Origin of the sequence: Pseudomonas sp. NPDC087814 (assembly GCF_044742865.1) — a bacterium.
Lineage (GTDB): Bacteria > Pseudomonadota > Gammaproteobacteria > Pseudomonadales > Pseudomonadaceae > Aquipseudomonas.
On record NZ_JBIUVK010000001.1, the window covers coordinates 15383 to 31126 of the forward strand.

Sequence of the window (15744 nt, forward strand, 5' to 3'; positions counted from 1 at the left end):
TCTATTACACCTGACAGGAAGGGAACCGTCATGAGTCAATCAAGTGATGTTTTATTGATTTGTTCTGGAGGTGGGCACTGGGTACAAATGAGCAAGTTGCTGCCTGCCTTCGACGGTCAAAAAGTTACCATCGCCACCGTTGATATCAGCATTGGCTCGCAGTATCCAACCCATGCCTTCGCGCAAGTCCCGGACTTTAATCGCAGTGAACCGTTGAAGATCATCAAGGGCTTTTGCCAGATCTTTGCGATCGTTTACCGCAGCAAGGCCAGGTACGTGATCTCCACCGGGGCGGCACCGGGGTTGCTGGGGCTGGTCGCGGGAAAACTGATGGGCAAAAAGACCCTGTGGATCGACAGCATTGCCAATCCCAAGAAGCTCTCGTTGTCCGGCAGGATCGCTGTGTATTTTGTCGATGAGTTGCTGACCCAGTGGCCCACGCTGTCGCAAAACAGCCGGGCCCAATATAAAGGGAGGATTGTATAAATGATATTTTGCAGCGTTGGCACTCAAGCACCCTTTGAAAGAATGCTCGGCTACTTGCATGAGTGGAGTCATGCAAACCCGCAGGTCCCGATTGTTGCCCAGGTGGGCACTAACGAAAATGACCTGGGGCGCATTACGGCTTACAAGACCATCGCCGAGCCGCTGTTTTCCAAGAACTTCAATGCGTCAAAGGTGATTGTTTCCCATGCGGGCATGGGCAATATCATTCGCTCCCTTGAACTGGGTAAACCGATTGTTATTGTCCCGCGCGACAGTCGACGCGGTGAACACATCAATAATCACCAGTACGACACCGCCGAAAACTTTTCAGACCTTCCCTCTGTGTTTATCGCCCATGATAAAGATGCGTTCTTTTCGGCGATTGATTCGGCGCTTAACTACAGCAGTGCCGAAAGTTCACTGGACTTTACCGAAAGGGACCGCTTGATCAGTTATGTGAAGTCATTCACTTCTTAAGTTTCGGCTGTTTGTCAATCCGCTCTTATTGCCTTTAATCATCGAGTAATCGTTATGATCCCAGTTATATTGTCTGGCGGTTCAGGCACGCGCCTGTGGCCGCTTTCAAGAGCGCTTAAACCAAAGCAGTTTATTGCGCTGCACGGTGACTTGAGTTTGTTTCAAGCCACCTTGGATCGCATCAAGAACCTGTCGATAGAGGGCGAGACCGTCAGCCCGCCGATCATTGTGTGCAACGAAGAACACCGTTTCATCGTGGCCGAGCAAAGTCGATCACTGGACGTGATCCCGCAGAAAATCCTCCTTGAGCCGACCGCCCGCAACACCGCCCCGGCGATTGCGGCAGCAACCCTGTCGGCGCTGGCGGATGGGGACGATCCGATCCTGCTGGTGCTGGCGGCGGACCATGTGATCGGCGATACCCAAGCCTTTAATGCGGCCTTGACGCTGGCCAAGGTGGAAGTCAACAAAGGCAAGATCGTCACCTTCGGGGTTGTGCCCACCAAGCCGGAGACCGGCTACGGCTATATCCGCACTCAAGCGGCTGCGGTGGACGGCGCCGCGCATGTCGATGCCTTCGTGGAAAAGCCCGACCTGGCGACCGCGCAAGGCTACCTGGAACAAGGCAACTACTTCTGGAACAGCGGCATGTTCATGTTCCGCGCCTCGGTGATGAAGGCCGAGCTGGAGCGCCTGAGCCCGGAGATCATGGTGGCCGCGGAACTGTCCCTCTCCAACGCGGCCCATGACCAGGATTTCACCCGGCTCAGCCAGGTGGATTTTGTGAACGCGCCCAACGTGTCGATCGATTACGCGGTGATGGAAAAGACCCACATCGCGTCGGTGGTCATCCTCGATTCGCCGTGGAGCGACCTGGGTGCCTGGGACTCAGTGTGGGAAGCGGGCCTCAAGGATCAGAACCAGAACTGCACCCTGGGCGACGTGCTGCTGCAGGACGTCACCAACAGCTATGTGCATGCCAGCCACCGCCTGGTCACGGTTGCAGGGATCAATGATGTGGTGGTCGTCGAGACCGCCGACGCGATCCTGGTGACCACCAAGGATCACGCGCAAGACGTCAAGAAAATAGTCGCGCAGCTGACTGAAAAGCACCGGATCGAGAGCACCAGCCACCGCGAAGTCTATCGGCCGTGGGGCAAATATGACTCGGTGGACCAGGGCTATCGGTACCAGGTGAAGCGGATCACGGTGAAGCCGGGGCACAAGCTGTCGGTGCAACTGCACCACCACCGGGCCGAGCACTGGATCGTGGTGTCCGGCACCGCGAATGTGCAAATCGCCGACAAGCAAGTGCTGCTGACCGAGAACCAGTCCACCTACATCCCCATTGGCGTTGTGCACTCCCTCGAAAATCCGGGGCGAATCCCGCTGGAGCTGATTGAAGTCCAATCGGGTTCGTACCTGGGCGAGGACGACATCATCCGCTTTGAAGACCGCTATGGCCGCCTCGAGCTTGTTTAAAGGAAGATTGAAATGAATGTAACTGTATTTGGAATCGGCTATGTGGGTCTGGTGCAGGCAGCGGTGCTGGCCGACGCGGGGCATGAGGTGTGTTGTGTCGACGTGGACGCGACTAAAGTCGAGAACCTCAAGGCCGGCATTATTCCGATCTTTGAGCCCGGGCTGAGTGCGCTCGTCCAGAAGAACCATGATGCCGGACGCTTGCACTTCACCACCGACGCCGCGCAAGGCGTGCGGCATGGAGAGGTGCAGTTCATCGCCGTGGGCACCCCGCCTGATGACGATGGCAGCGCCGACATCAAGTACGTGCTCTCCGTTGCCGCGACCATTGCGCTCAACATGACCGAGCCGAAGATTATCGTTAACAAGTCCACGGTGCCGGTGGGGACGGCGGACAAGGTCCGGGCAAAGGTGTCCGAGGTGTTGACGTCGAGGGGGCTTGAGGTGGAGTTCCACGTGATCTCGAACCCCGAGTTCCTCAAGGAAGGTTCGGCGGTCGCCGACTGCACCCGGCCCGACCGGATCATCATCGGCAGCGACAGCAGTTACGCCGTGGACCGCATGCGGGAGCTGTATGAACCCTTCAACCGCAACCACGAAAAGATCATCACGATGGACATCAGGAGTGCCGAGCTGACCAAGTACGCGGCCAACTGCCTGCTGGCCACCAAGATTTCCTTCATGAATGAAATGGCCAATTTCGCCGAACGCTTGGGCGCCGACATTGAGGCGGTTCGTAAAGGCATTGGCTCCGATCCACGGATCGGCTACGACTTTATCTACCCAGGCTGCGGTTATGGCGGCTCGTGCTTCCCGAAAGATGTGCAGGCGCTGGAGCGCACCGCGTCGTCGATCGGCTATCAGGCAACGCTGTTGTCTGCCGTCGAGGAAGTCAACAAGCGCCAGAAGCAGCACCTGTTCGGGCATATTCACCACCACTTCGGCGGCCAGCTGGAGGGCAAGACCTTCGCCATCTGGGGCCTGGCCTTCAAGCCCAATACGGATGACATGCGCGAAGCCTCGAGCCGCGTGTTGATCGAACAACTGCGCAGCGTGGGTGCCAGGGTCCAGGCATTCGACCCCGAAGCGATGGCCGAGACCCAGCGCATTTACGGGATGAACGAAGACCTGTTGCTGATGGGCACCAAGGAAGCGGCGTTGCAAGGTGCCGATGCGCTGGTGATCGTGACCGAATGGCGGGAGTTCAAGGCCCCGGACCTGGACTTGATAAAAGAAAAACTGAGCACGCCGGTGATCTTTGACGGCCGCAATATATTTGATCCGCAGCGTATGAAAGCCAATGGTTTCGAGTATTACGGTATTGGTCGCGGGTTATCGGTACGCCCCGTTGTTTAATCCTGACGATTATTAACATTGGTGGTTTGAGCTATCCACAAGTGAGATGATTTCGAGGAGGTTAAGTGCGTGATCCAACAGGATCTTTGCGCAGTTTGCATAGCCTGTTTATCTCCGTTCCATCACTACGCCCTTATTGCATTATTTGATAAGGGGTAAATATCGAGAAGGAGTCTGATATGAGGAAAATACTGTTGGCCGGCGTGCTGGCCTTTAGCAGTACTGCGGCATTGGCGGCAGGTGAAGTCGCGAGCGAGGCCTTGAGCGATGCGGCCGGCGCGAGCGAGCCCCTGTCGTTGAGCACCCCGCTCGTGGGCGGCGTGACGCTCGGTGAAACCGTCGGGGTCGGTACCGCGGTAGTCGGCGCTGCGGCGGCGGCTTCCAACTCGGGCGGCAGTTCCAATGGCGGTACTTCCGGCACCGGCGGCACCACCGGTACAGGCGGTACCACCGGTACCAACTAATAACCCGCAATGTGTGTTGTTCAAGATCACCCGGAACTTCTGGGTGATCTTTTTTAGACTCGCCCTCGACTAGCGTAGTGCCATTATGATTCGTAGGTTACCTGTTCTTTTGCTGGCAAGTTTCAGCTTGCACGGCTGCATGTTTTCGCCTGGTCAACATATGGACACCAGTCAAATGTCCAGTGAGGGTTCTTCCGAAAGTACTCGGGTAGAGTTGATTCCCATCACCCCCAAATTGATTGCCATGGATGCCGCCACGCATGTTCGTGAATCGGTGCCGGCAGAACTGTTGTCTTATGTGCCCGGTGGCTATCGCGTCGGTGCCAATGACCTGTTGTTCATCACGGTTTGGGACCATCCCGAGTTGACGGCACCGTCCGGGCCGCAACAGCAGATCGACGCCAACGGGCGCCTGGTTCGCCCCGATGGCACGTTGTTTTATCCGTATATCGGCAACGTCCCGGTGGCCGGCAAGACCATCGAAGAGCTGCGGGCCTTTATCGCCGGGCGCTTGTCGCAATTTATTGAAAGCCCACAGGTCGACGTCAGCGTCCTGCGGTTTGCCAGCCAGACAGTGGTGGTGACCGGGGCGGTGATCAAGGCCGGGCAACAGCCGATCACCACCACGCCATTGAGCGCCGTCGAGGCCATTGGCGCTGCCGGTGTCGACCCCACGAATGCCGACCTCTCGAGCCTGACCCTGACGCGCGACGGCCGTGAGTACACGCTTGACCTGGACAGCCTCAATCGCCAGGGCTCGCAACTGCAGGGCATCTACCTCAAGGGCGGCGACCGGTTGTACCTGCCCTATAACGACCAGAAACGTGTCTACCTGATGGGCGAAGTCAATCAGCCCCGGGCCCTGAGCTTCAAGGGCAAGTCGATCAACCTGACCGATGCCCTGGGTACCGTAGGCGGCTTGAACCAGACCACTTCCAATGGCAATGCGGTCTATGTGATTCGCGGCGTGGACAACCTGGAAGCCGAACCGGCCAAGGTGTTCCAGCTCGATGCCCAGTCACCGTCCGCGCTGGTGCTGGCTACCCGGTTCGACTTGCAACCCCAGGACATCGTGTACGTCGGGCCGGCCGGCGTGACGCGCTGGAACCGCCTGATCAGCCAGTTGCTGCCGACCGCCAGTGCCATTGGAATTGGTGCCCGATCGGCCAATGACCTCAGCGAAGTCAACAGCAGATAAGGCGTTATCCCGTGGTGAAAATGTTGCCTACCAGCGCCTGCCTGTCGATGGCGCTCTTGTTGTGCGGGTGTAACCCGTTGATGAGGGCGTCGTGGTACACCCTCGAAACTTCTGTGACGGGCCCGGCCCCGATCAACGTGACCCGCGCCCAGGTCGACGTGGTGCCATACCCGCAGATCCTGGTCACCACCGCCGTCAGCGAGGGCGTGATGGCCATGGCCCGGCGCCGGGGCGACCTGCAGTTCTGGGTCGCTTCCGGCAAGCAAGTGGTGATGATGCGTGACGGCCTGGTGGTACGCACTGTCGGGCTGGGTGTTTCCCTGGATGGCACGCGTTTCAGTGGCGAATCGCCGTTCAGGCGCGGCCTCCAGCATCTGCCCGACGGCTACACCGGCACACGCTGGATCGACCTCTACGACGGCAACCGAATCGGTATCGCGGTCAACAGCCGTTTCAGCAGCCACGGTATCGAGACCCTCCGCATTCTGGACAAGGATTACGCCTTGCTGCGCATCGACGAGCAGGTGGACGCTCCCACCTTGAATTTCCGCGCCACCAACCATTATTGGGTCGACCCGCAGGATGGTTTCATCTGGCGCAGCGAGCAGCATTTGACGCCCCGGTTGGCCCTGAAAATCTTGCAGTTGCGTCCCGACCGGGAGGCAGCCCGATGAAGTGTTCGAAGCTTTTATGGCTGGGCCTGTTGCTGATCGGCCCCGGCACTGGCCAGGCAGCCGTTACAGTCAGTGGCGATGTGGGCAGCCCCGGCGCCTTCGAGGTCAAGCCGGGGGCGCGTTTGCTGGACGTTATTCGTGTGGCCCAACCCAATGCAGAAAGCTACTGGTTGGGCGCCGCATGGCTGCACCAGTCGTTGGTGAGCACGCAGGAACGCTTGAAGGCAGGGGTTTTGTTCGATCTGAAACTGCTGCAACGAGGGGCCTTGCTGGATGACCGTGGCTCCCGGGCGGACTTGAGTGCGCGTTTGTATCGACAGGTCGAACAGTTGCCGGTCACCGGCCGCCAGGTGCAAGTGCTGGACCCGATCGCCGTGGAGACGGGGTTCGCGCGCAACGCATTGCTGGATGACGGGGACCGGCTGGTCTACCCCGTGAGGCCGTCCACCGTGCACGTGCTCGGCGCGGTCGCGCAGTCCTGTGATGTGCCGTACCGGGCCATGCGCGAGGTGCGGGATTATGTTGGCGACTGCACGGTCCTCGATGACGCCGAGCGCGATGATCTGTGGCTGATCCAGCCCGACGGCCAGGTACGGCGCGTGGGCGTGGCGGCGTGGAATCGCGAGGACGGCGTGGTGGCGGCCCCCGGCAGCAGGATCCTGGTGCCGATCCGCAGCGACGACCTTGAGACGCCGACCCCTGATCTCAACCAACAACTGGCCGAGTTTTTCGCCACTCAACCGTTGGCTGAGGTGAACCCTTGAATTTACGTTTTGCGGCTGTACTGCTGTTGCCTTGCGGGTTGGCTCACGGTGACCCCCGTTACACCCAAAATGATTTCGGCGGCGTGGGCCTGCTACAGACCCCCACCGCACGCATGGCCCCGGCGGGAGAGTTGAGCGCCAACGCCAACCGCACCGATCCCTACTCGCGCTACAGTTTTTCCCTGCAACCGTTTGATTGGCTGGAGGGTTCGTTTCGTTATACCGCCATCAGTAACCGCAGGTACGGCGCCGAGGCGTTGAGCGGAAGCCAGAGCTTCAAGGACAAGGCCATCGACTTCAAGGCGCGGCTCTGGGAGGAAAGCCGGTGGGCACCGCAGGTGGCTTTCGGTGCCCGGGACATCGGCGGTACCGGGCTGTTTTCCAGCGAATATTTTGTCGCCAACAAGCGCCACGGCAACCTGGATTTCAGCCTCGGCATCGCCTGGGGCTACCTGGGAAACCGAGGCGACTTCGGCAACCCGCTGTCGGTGTTCGGCAGCAAGTTCAACGACCGGCCCAAGAGCACTGCGGTCGTCGCCAGGGCAGGGGACGTGAACTCCAACGCCTATTTCAGGGGCCGCCCTTCGTTGTTCGGCGGGATCGCCTATCAAACGCCCTGGGAACCCCTGAGCCTGAAACTCGAATACGAGGGCAATGACTACAAGCACGAGCCGTTGGACAACCCGATCAAGCAGGACTCGCCGGTAAACATTGGCGTGGTCTATAAGCTGGCTGACAGCGTCGACCTGAGTGCGGCCTGGGAACGCGGGAATACCGCGATGTTCGGCATCACCCTGCACACCAACTTTGTCAGCCGCAAGGCACCGGTCAAGACCTATGACCCGCCCGCCGAACCGTTGCCGGCGCGCATGCCCACCACCCCGGCCGACCAGGTCAACTGGGCCAACGTCGCCGACAGACTGCAGCAGAATGCCGGCTACAAGGTGGAGCGCATTGCCCGGCGCGGCTCGGAATTGATGGTGTATGGCGAGCAGCAACGCTACTTCTATTCAGCCAAGGCCGTGGGACGCGCCAGCCGGATTCTCGACAACAGCGCCAATCAGGATATCGACTGGTTCACCCTGGTGAACAAGCGCTATGACATGCCCATCGAAGAAACCAGCGTGCCCCGTGACACCTTCCGGGCCGTGGTGAACAACCAGCAACCGTTGACGGACCTGCACCGTAATACCGAGGTCAATCCGGCGATTGCCCATCGGGAAACCACGCTCTACAGCAGACAATCCGAGCCGTTCAACTATGGCCTTGGCCTGGGTTACAAACAGAACATCGGTGGCCCCGACGGCTTGCTTTATCAGTTCACTGCCGACGCCGACGCGGAGTACCGTTTTACCCGCAATACCTGGTGGAGCGGCTTGCTCAGCGCCAACCTGCTGAACAACTACGACAAGTTCACCTACGACGCACCCAGCGGGTTGCCGCGAGTACGCACCGACCTGCGCCAATACATGACCACGTCCGATGTGACGATGCCGAACTTCCAGGTCAACCATGCGCAGCGCCTGGACCGCGACCTGTATGGCATGGTCTACGGCGGCTACCTGGAGTCCATGTACGCCGGGGTGGGCGGCGAGGTGTTGTTCCGGCCGGCGGGCAAGCACTGGTCAGTGGGCGCAGACCTGAACTTCGTGCGCCAGCGTGATTTCAACCAGGGCTTCGGCCTGCGGGATTACCAGACCATCACCGGCCATGTCACCAGCTATACCGAGCTGCCCTATGACACCCTGGCCGCCGTCAGTGTGGGGCGTTACCTGGCGCGGGACTGGGGCACCACCGTCGACATCTCGCGCCAGTTCAAGAACGGCGTGAAGTTTGGTGGCTGGGTGACGCTGACCACCGCCTCGAAGGAAGAATATGGCGAAGGCAGCTTCGACAAGGGTATCTATATTTCCGTCCCCTTCGACGAATTGATGAGCACCTCGACGATGCGTCGGGCCAACGTCGTATGGGCGCCACTGACCCGTGACGGCGGCGCACGCCTGAACCGCGGCTATTCGCTGCAGACCATGACCGACGGGCGTGACAGCGAGTTGTTCTACAACAACTTCGAGAAGATCACTGAGTGACGGTGCGGCATCTGCCGACCAGGTTGTCGACTGCCCGGCGTTGAATGCGCCGGGCAGTCGCCAAGCCGAACGCTACAGCGCCAGGTGCAATGCCGGCGCGCAACACTTGCCTGACTTTCCTCTTTGATGACTATGCGAATGGCCCGGGCCGGGCGTTGCTGTGGGCGCTATCGTTGCGCCTTGCGGGGAGTGGTGGCGGGGAGGGCGCAAAGCGCGCCTGGTGCCCCGCGCCGCCGATGCAGCGGCACGGGGAAGGGCGGGGTCAGTAGATGTCTTTGGACAGCAGGGTAAACGGCGTCTTGAACAGGATCTTGATGTCCAGCCACAGCGACCAGTTGTTGATATAGCGCAGGTCGATATCGACGCGTTGCTGCATCTTCTCCAGGGTCTCGGTTTCACCCCGGCAGCCATTGACCTGCGCCAGGCCGGTGATGCCGGGCTTGATGCGATGCCGCGCCATGTACGCGCGAATCTTGCCCGAGTAGTAGTCATTGTGGGCGACGGCATGCGGGCGTGGGCCGACCAGTGCCATATGCCCTTGCAGCACGTTGAACAGCTGGGGCAGCTCGTCGATGGAGGTGCGGCGGATAAAGCGCCCTACGGGGGTAATGCGTGAGTCGTTGCGGCTCGCCTGGCGCACTTCGTGGTCGTCATGCACGCGCATCGAGCGGAACTTCCAGACCTTGATCACCTCGCCGTTCCAGCCGTGACGATCCTGCTTGAAAATTACCGGGCCGGGAGAGGTAAGTTTGATCAGCAGGGCGAACAGCAGCAGCAACGGGCTGAGCAGGATGATCGCCAACAGGGCCAGGCTCTTGTCCAGCAGCGACTTGCTCAGTGCTGCGGTCGGCCGGCTGGTCAGCGGGCTTTCATTGAGGAAGATCGCGGGCAATCCATCCACCTCGGCCACGCTGTGGTTGAGCAGCAGCATGTTGTTGAGGTCAGGCACCCAGATCACGTCCACGCTGATCTCCAGCAGGTTGAGGTACAGCGCCTCGATGTGGGTCGCTTCCTGGAGAGAGTGAGTGATGTACAGGCGGCGGATACCGTGCTGGCGGATCAGCGCGGGAAGATCGGGCAAGTCACCGAGGATCTGAGGCTGGGTGCCGGCCTGGGGGGAGGTGGTGCGGGGACCTACGAGACCGACCAGAGGGGAGCGTTTTTGCCTGGCGAGAGTATTGGCCAAGTCGGTTGCAAGTTTTCCCGTACCAATAATCAGCGATTTCTGGCGCTCATGTAGTTGCCGGTGGTAGTACCTGGATAGACTGTGAATGGGAATGTAGCAAAGGGCTAGTATTGGATAGCTGACAGCAGCCCAGAGTAGCAGGATCTCGAAGGGAAACAGCGAACTGGCATTACAGGCTATGCCGACCGCGAACAATATGCCCAGGGTCAATAACCAGCCGGTGAATAATCGTCCCAGCCCAACAAAAAAGTCATCTTTTTTGCTATAGACGTCACATAACATGTAGGCCGGTATAGAGGCCAGTATTGTAATGGCTGCCAATATCCGGTAGTGGGATTCCAATTGCCCGGTCTTGAAAAGTACCAGTGAAAACAAAAGTACAACGACCACACTCAGGGCAATTGCCCACTGTCCCCAAAAGGTCAGGCCCTTGGGTGTAAGGTTACGATGCATTCTTCTGTTGTTAAGCATACTTCTGCTCCCTGTGGTATCCACTCACGTGCTGGCAGGTTAAAGCGAGGCGTGGTTTTAATGACTATCAAATGGCAGGCGCACGCGTAGGCGTGCGTATTGATAGTAATAAATGGCAGGGAGCAATGGCTGACGACTTATAACGCGGTCATGTTGTTATAAAATGGCAGATAGAAAGGCGTTCTAATAGGCAGGGTGAATTGTAATTTTTATGAAATAATTATTGTTCTGTGACGTTTGCGCGACTGCTCAGCGGGCTCTTTATTTTTTGTGTCAGGCAGTAGCCACGGTTACGCACCGCGCGGAACAGGCGTTCGCCATCATTCACGCGCTTGAACTTGTCCTGCAATCGGCTAAGACACATTTCAAGCCCGCGATAGAGGTCGGGCTCACGTCCGATGTTGCGGATAAGTTCTTCCTTGCTGACCACACGTTCTTCATGGTTCAACATTTTCTTGATCAATGCCGACTCAATAGTGGTCAAGGAAATGCGTAGCCCACCTTTCACCAGCGCACGATCTTGCTGGGTAAGTAGCCAGACATCGGGGCCGCGTAATGCAGAGGATGAGTTAACTGTTTCCGTGGTGGTGTTATTCAGGTTCGGGTGTGTGACGTCTGATTTTAGAGCCGTGATGTTAGGTTTTTTTGATGCGTCGTAAAGTTGTCGGGTCAGTCGATTACTGGCTTCGTAAAGTCTTTTGGCGGCGACATAGTTACTGAGCCACAGATTGAAATTCTGCTCTTTGGTAACGGCGTAGGAACTGGTCGAAGCGTCCGATGTTTTTTCCACGGTTTCGATCAGCGGCCCGCTGTCGACGTCGTAATGTAAAAATGCCACATTTGGCGTGAAATCGTGCAGTGCGATTGACGGGTACGTCGATGTAAATGTGTGTTTCTTGAGAGAACTCATGGCATTCACCGATTCCAGGAAAGTACGGGGGTTCATAAACTATCAGCAGGGGAGAAGTAGGGGCCCTGAAAATAGTCAAAAGGCAAGCGTCTGGCGAGAAGTGCGCTGTCGGCGTGCTCGACGTTGTCGGCGATGAAGGAGACCCGGGTGGTGCTCATCAGCCCCAGCATCTGGTCGTAAAGCCGGTCGAACAGGCCCGAGCGGGTGTTCAGACTGAGCCTGAGGGCCGAGTCTGGAAAAGGCATTTTTATATAGTCATAAAGACTCAAGTCGATCAGCAGGTCGGTGTCTTTTGTATTTAATGTGTAATTGTTATAGGCAAGCTTCAGGTTGCTCCGGTCTTTCAGGCTATACAGTTGACGGATCATGCTCCGGCGTTCCAGCGGGCCCGGAAGGGTGTCCAGTGTGTTTTCAACGCTGACAATGAGTTGTTGTCTGTTTTTTTCCAGCGTGTGTGAAGTATCGATAATTTCCTTGAGCAGGTCCTCATTCATCAACAGCGATTGCTCAACTCGGAAAAACTTGTGGAGGCCCGGGCTTTTATCCGCGCGCAAACGTTTACTTGTGCGGGCAAATGAACTCGGCCTGGCATGTTGCAGGGCTTCGCTGTAGGCGTCTTTAAGTTGTTCGGAATAAAACGGGCAGGCGTCATCACGCGGGCTGTCGAGCGCAGGCTCGGCGTGGACGCGGATCTCACTGCCCCACAGCGTGCAACTTCGTTCAAGTATCGCTTGCCGCGAAAAGGTGAAGCAGGCTGACGCCTCACGTAATAAGGTTCCGCTATTCACGGTTCGACCGCTCCCTGACGGGGTGGATATGATTAACCGAAGCCAGCCCTCTGCTTAGTTTGTAGCCGTAACCGCGAATGCTCTGAATTATATTGCTTCCGTAATGTGATTTTATTTTGCCACGTAACCGGCTAATCGATTTTTCGAGGGCCCTTGAATCATAAAATCGGGGATTCAGCCCCATTACCACGGCGATTTCATCATGGCTGAGCAATCGATTATGAATGAGCGCTTCCAGTACTTTCATTTCGACAAAGGACACTTCGAGCTTTTTGCCACCCCCGTAGATGCACATGCGATCCTGATCGAGTAGCAAATCAGTATTACTTAGCCAGTATGTCTCGCTGAGGAACGCGGCAAACAGGGCAAGTTTTTTCTCGGGCGAGCTCTCGACGACCTTTATGCAGTAATCGGCGCCTGCGAGATAATATTTGGTTTTGCTTAGTGTAGTGGCGAAGGTGACAACCAGGAAAATGGTGCTGCCAGGATTTTCCGATCTGGTTTTTTTAATGATGTCCAGCGTTTGGGTGCTGGCAGAGGGGGTGTCGATCTCTATGATGATGGCACGGTAATGTCCATGGCTTGCATAGGGACCGATTAGTTGGCCGTAGGAGCGTGTATCGACTTTTAGATTTTTCGGTACAGTACGAACTATAAGCTCGCTGAAGTCCTCGGATTTCGATGGGGTCCGTGCAATAGCGAGGACGTTGGAAAAATGCATCACGTTGCTCCCTTTTCCGGCATGCGAGGCCGTCAATTCAATCGCTGCAGGCGTTTAGATGTTAATCGAATTGAATACGCCAAAACGTGACAAATTTTAACATTCGGCACTTTATTTGCGGGGGGTAAGGCGGATTTCAGGCGGGTGTTGAGAGCGGGTTTGTGGACCGGAGTACTCATATGCTAGTGCAAATTTTTTAGTGTGCGATAAGTATTTTAGGCGGGTTGATTTTTTTTGGCTGGAATGATTTAAGCCTTCTAGTCCCTTAGCTCTAAAAATGCTTATACGTGACTATTTATAATAATCCAGCAAGGCGATAGCGGGCGTCGTGTGCTGGGGGATGCTCGCGCGGTCGGCCAGGTAGCGCGCCGGCGGTTGGCCGATGGCCTTGCGGAACATGGTGATAAAGCCGCTGGCGTTTTCATAGCCGAGGTCCAGTGCCACCGTCTGCACACTTTCGCCTTTCGCCAGGCGCTGCAGTGACAGGATCACATGCAGTTGCCTGCGCCAGCGGCCGAAACTCAGGCCGATCTCCTCCAGCAACAAGCGCGTCATGCTGCGTTCGCTCATGCCGATGCGTACGGCCCATTCGCCCAGGGTGGCCTTGTCGCTGGGGTTGGCCAGCAAACTGTCGGCCAGGCGCCGCAGCCGAGTGTCCCGGGGCATGGGCAGGTGCAGGGCCTCCACCGGTGCCAGTGCCAGTTCGTCCAGCAGCGTGGCCACCAACCGGCCCTGGGCGCCCTCGGTGTCGTACAGCGGCGGGAAGCTGACGGCCTTGCTGATCAATTCGTGTAACAACGGCGATACCGCCAGGGTGCAGCATTGCCGGGGCAGGGCACCGGCGGCGTCGGGGTCGACCAACAGACAGTAGATATCCGCTGCCCCCGACCCGCGCGCGGCATGGGAAAGGCCGCCCGGAATCCACAACGCGCACTGGGGGGGCACGATCCAGATACCTTCTTCGATGACGCAATGAATCACCCCGCGCAATGTGTACATCAACTGGCCCTTGCGGTGCTGGTGCGGTGCGTGCTCCCAACTCGCAGAGGTGCTTGAAGCGCTCACTGCAACCACCGCACGGGGAATTGCATCGGCGAGGGCCGGGCGCAAGGGGTCACGGGTTTCGAGGCGGTGGTTGTACATGGCGGCGCGGCGTCTTGGCTGGAATGCGAAACATTCTGGCCATTCTGTGCAATGGCGTCCAGTGATGGCATGGCTATCATGAGAAACATTCTCGTTAAAGGAGCTTCCCATGCAACTCGACAGTTCAACATTCCCCGTGGTGAAAATCGTGTTTGACGCCCCCAGCGACACTCCCCCGCAAGATACCTTTGGCGCATTCGAGGCCTTGTTGCAGCGCGAGGAACCCTTCGTCCTGCTGCACGAGAAAGCCGTGGAGGAAAGCACTCACGAGCATTCACACGAAGAACGCAAACAGGCCTCGATCTGGATGAAGAAGCACAAGGTGGCCCTGCGTACTTTCGTCAAAGGCATGATCCAGGTGGAGCCCAGCGCAGCCAAGCGCCTGGCGCTCAAGCCGTTTGCCGTGATGTTCGGCAAGGCGTGGGGCTACCCGTTGCTGGTGGTGGAATCCACGGATCAGGCCTGGGCATTGGCGCGGGACGTGCTGGATACCCAGGTGTCGGATGTGGCGCACTATTGAGTGTGGGGCGCTGCCGTGCTGCCGCGTATTGTGAGTTCGAACGGCACTATAACCTGACGCTCCGACAGCGGCGTTTTCTCGATCAGTGCGATGAGCATCTCGACGGCCTTGCGGCCGAAGATTTCGGCAGGCTGGGCAATGGTGGTCAGCGGCGGGTCGCAGTAGGCCGCGAAGGGGATGTCATCAAAGCCCACCAGGGAAATATCCTGGGGCACGCGCAGGCCCTGTTGCTTGATGCGCTTCAAGGCGCCGATGGCCATTTCGTCGTTCTCGCAGAACAGCGCAGTGGGCCGCTCGGGCAGGGCGAGCATGTTGCCTGCGCCCTCGAAACCGGCGTGCAGGGTGAAGTCGCCGTGGCAGATAAGCGCCGGGTCGCGGGGGATGCCCGCCGCGAGCAAGGCATCTTCATAACCGGCCACGCGGTCACGGGTCAGTGGGCTGCTTTTCGGGCCTTTGATCAAGCCGATGCGGCGGTGGCCGAGGTCGATCAAGTGCTGGGTCATGGCCCGGGCGGCGCCACGGTTGTCGAGGCTGATGGTGGGGTGGCGACCGTCCTGGATCACCTCGCAGGCGTTCACCAGTGGCGGTGAGTCGCTGCAGTCGCTGAATGGGTCCGAGGCCCGCAACTGAATCACACCGTCGGCCTGATGGGCGTGGACCAGTTCGGCGAACTGTTTTTCGATTTCTGCCTGGCCCCGGGTGTCGCACAACAGCAACCGATAACCCGATGCCTGCGCCGCTTGCTGCGCACCGCTGATGACCCGGGCGAAAAACGTGTTGGCAATCGCCGGCACCAGGATCACCAGGTTGCCGGTGCGCCGCGAACGGAATTGCACCGCCATGCGGTTCGGCCGGTAGCCGGTCTGTTCCACGGCGGCGTTGACCTTGTCGCGGGTCTCGGGCAACACGCGTTCAGGGCTGGCCAGGGTCCTGGACACGGTGGCCACCGAGACCCCGGCCAGGCGGGCGACTTCACGAATATTGGACAAGACCACCTCGTTATCAGAACAGCAGCCT

16 protein-coding genes are annotated in these 15744 nt (G+C 58.3%); 10 read left to right on the forward strand and 6 right to left on the reverse strand.

Annotated features, from left to right (window positions below):
• The first annotated feature begins 30 nt into the window (after window positions 1-30).
• From ACIOMR_RS00085 to ACIOMR_RS00125, 9 genes are all read left to right on the forward strand, one after another.
• Window positions 31-486, forward strand: a complete 456-nt coding sequence (locus ACIOMR_RS00085; RefSeq protein ID WP_023658755.1) for a hypothetical protein — start codon at window positions 31-33, stop codon at window positions 484-486.
• Window positions 487-963, forward strand: coding sequence for a glycosyltransferase (locus ACIOMR_RS00090; protein ID WP_401191517.1), 477 nt, complete (start codon window positions 487-489; stop codon window positions 961-963).
• 54 nt (window positions 964-1017) lie between these two features.
• On the forward strand, window positions 1018-2445 hold the full coding sequence (locus ACIOMR_RS00095; RefSeq protein WP_401191519.1) for a mannose-1-phosphate guanylyltransferase/mannose-6-phosphate isomerase: 1428 nt from the start codon (window positions 1018-1020) through the stop codon (window positions 2443-2445).
• A 12-nt stretch (window positions 2446-2457) separates the two neighbouring features.
• On the forward strand, window positions 2458-3801 hold the full coding sequence (locus ACIOMR_RS00100) for a UDP-glucose/GDP-mannose dehydrogenase family protein (protein ID WP_003211357.1): 1344 nt from the start codon (window positions 2458-2460) through the stop codon (window positions 3799-3801).
• 179 nt (window positions 3802-3980) lie between these two features.
• Window positions 3981-4265 carry a hypothetical protein gene (locus tag ACIOMR_RS00105; RefSeq protein ID WP_003211359.1) on the forward strand — a complete coding sequence of 95 codons (285 nt, stop codon included), beginning with the start codon at window positions 3981-3983 and terminating at the stop codon, window positions 4263-4265.
• Window positions 4266-4350: 85 nt separating this feature from the next.
• Window positions 4351-5463, forward strand: coding sequence for a polysaccharide export protein (locus ACIOMR_RS00110; protein ID WP_143495494.1), 1113 nt, complete (start codon window positions 4351-4353; stop codon window positions 5461-5463).
• Window positions 5464-5477: 14 nt separating this feature from the next.
• On the forward strand, window positions 5478-6137 hold the full coding sequence (locus ACIOMR_RS00115; protein ID WP_401191523.1) for a YjbF family lipoprotein: 660 nt from the start codon (window positions 5478-5480) through the stop codon (window positions 6135-6137).
• Window positions 6134-6901, forward strand: coding sequence for a capsule biosynthesis GfcC family protein (locus tag ACIOMR_RS00120; RefSeq protein ID WP_401191526.1), 768 nt, complete (start codon window positions 6134-6136; stop codon window positions 6899-6901). The genes ACIOMR_RS00115 and ACIOMR_RS00120 overlap by 4 nt, the downstream gene beginning before the upstream one ends.
• Window positions 6898-8988, forward strand: coding sequence for a YjbH domain-containing protein (locus tag ACIOMR_RS00125; protein ID WP_401191529.1), 2091 nt, complete (start codon window positions 6898-6900; stop codon window positions 8986-8988). The genes ACIOMR_RS00120 and ACIOMR_RS00125 overlap by 4 nt, the downstream gene beginning before the upstream one ends.
• 262 nt (window positions 8989-9250) lie before the next feature.
• Here the strand turns inward: ACIOMR_RS00125 and ACIOMR_RS00130 are convergent, their stop codons facing one another.
• The 5 genes from ACIOMR_RS00130 to ACIOMR_RS00150 all read right to left on the reverse strand — a co-directional run bounded on the left by ACIOMR_RS00130 (window position 9251) and on the right by ACIOMR_RS00150 (window position 14207).
• Complete coding sequence (locus tag ACIOMR_RS00130; RefSeq protein WP_087694227.1) at window positions 9251-10645, reverse strand: undecaprenyl-phosphate glucose phosphotransferase; 1395 nt, start codon at window positions 10643-10645, stop codon at window positions 9251-9253.
• Between the two features lie 220 nt (window positions 10646-10865).
• Entirely contained in the window at window positions 10866-11555 is a 690-nt protein-coding gene (locus ACIOMR_RS00135; RefSeq protein WP_401191533.1) for a helix-turn-helix domain-containing protein, read from the reverse strand.
• Window positions 11556-11587: 32 nt separating this feature from the next.
• Entirely contained in the window at window positions 11588-12343 is a 756-nt protein-coding gene (locus tag ACIOMR_RS00140; RefSeq protein ID WP_087694228.1) for an EAL domain-containing protein, read from the reverse strand.
• Window positions 12336-13064, reverse strand: a complete 729-nt coding sequence (locus tag ACIOMR_RS00145) for a winged helix-turn-helix domain-containing protein (protein ID WP_003211381.1) — start codon at window positions 13062-13064, stop codon at window positions 12336-12338. Before ACIOMR_RS00145 ends, ACIOMR_RS00140 begins: the two co-directional genes overlap by 8 nt.
• A 291-nt stretch (window positions 13065-13355) precedes the next feature.
• Window positions 13356-14207 (reverse strand): helix-turn-helix domain-containing protein, encoded by an 852-nt coding sequence (locus ACIOMR_RS00150; protein ID WP_003211383.1) that lies wholly within the window; start codon window positions 14205-14207, stop codon window positions 13356-13358.
• Window positions 14208-14316: 109 nt separating this feature from the next.
• On the opposite strand from ACIOMR_RS00150, the gene ACIOMR_RS00155 reads away from it, so the two are divergent.
• Entirely contained in the window at window positions 14317-14727 is a 411-nt protein-coding gene (locus tag ACIOMR_RS00155; protein WP_401191538.1) for a hypothetical protein, read from the forward strand.
• Here ACIOMR_RS00155 and ACIOMR_RS00160 read toward each other — a convergent pair.
• Complete coding sequence (locus tag ACIOMR_RS00160) at window positions 14721-15716, reverse strand: LacI family DNA-binding transcriptional regulator (protein ID WP_401191541.1); 996 nt, start codon at window positions 15714-15716, stop codon at window positions 14721-14723. The two genes, ACIOMR_RS00155 and ACIOMR_RS00160, sit on opposite strands and share 7 nt — an antisense overlap.
• Window positions 15717-15744: the final 28 nt, after the last annotated feature.

Bases quoted from the DNA above. Each gene is read 5' to 3' on its own strand.
- ACIOMR_RS00135 (WP_401191533.1), bottom strand. From the start codon at position 11,555: ATGAGTTCTCTCAAGAAACACACATTTACATCGACGTACCCGTCAATC.
- ACIOMR_RS00090 (WP_401191517.1), top strand. From the start codon at position 487: ATGATATTTTGCAGCGTTGGCACTCAAGCACCCTTTGAAAGAATGCTC.
- ACIOMR_RS00100 (WP_003211357.1), top strand. From the start codon at position 2,458: ATGAATGTAACTGTATTTGGAATCGGCTATGTGGGTCTGGTGCAGGCA.
- ACIOMR_RS00150 (WP_003211383.1), bottom strand. From the start codon at position 14,207: ATGTACAACCACCGCCTCGAAACCCGTGACCCCTTGCGCCCGGCCCTC.
- ACIOMR_RS00085 (WP_023658755.1), top strand. From the start codon at position 31: ATGAGTCAATCAAGTGATGTTTTATTGATTTGTTCTGGAGGTGGGCAC.
- ACIOMR_RS00155 (WP_401191538.1), top strand. From the start codon at position 14,317: ATGCAACTCGACAGTTCAACATTCCCCGTGGTGAAAATCGTGTTTGAC.
- ACIOMR_RS00105 (WP_003211359.1), top strand. From the start codon at position 3,981: ATGAGGAAAATACTGTTGGCCGGCGTGCTGGCCTTTAGCAGTACTGCG.
- ACIOMR_RS00120 (WP_401191526.1), top strand. From the start codon at position 6,134: ATGAAGTGTTCGAAGCTTTTATGGCTGGGCCTGTTGCTGATCGGCCCC.
- ACIOMR_RS00095 (WP_401191519.1), top strand. From the start codon at position 1,018: ATGATCCCAGTTATATTGTCTGGCGGTTCAGGCACGCGCCTGTGGCCG.
- ACIOMR_RS00110 (WP_143495494.1), top strand. From the start codon at position 4,351: ATGATTCGTAGGTTACCTGTTCTTTTGCTGGCAAGTTTCAGCTTGCAC.
- ACIOMR_RS00145 (WP_003211381.1), bottom strand. From the start codon at position 13,064: ATGCATTTTTCCAACGTCCTCGCTATTGCACGGACCCCATCGAAATCC.
- ACIOMR_RS00130 (WP_087694227.1), bottom strand. From the start codon at position 10,645: ATGCTTAACAACAGAAGAATGCATCGTAACCTTACACCCAAGGGCCTG.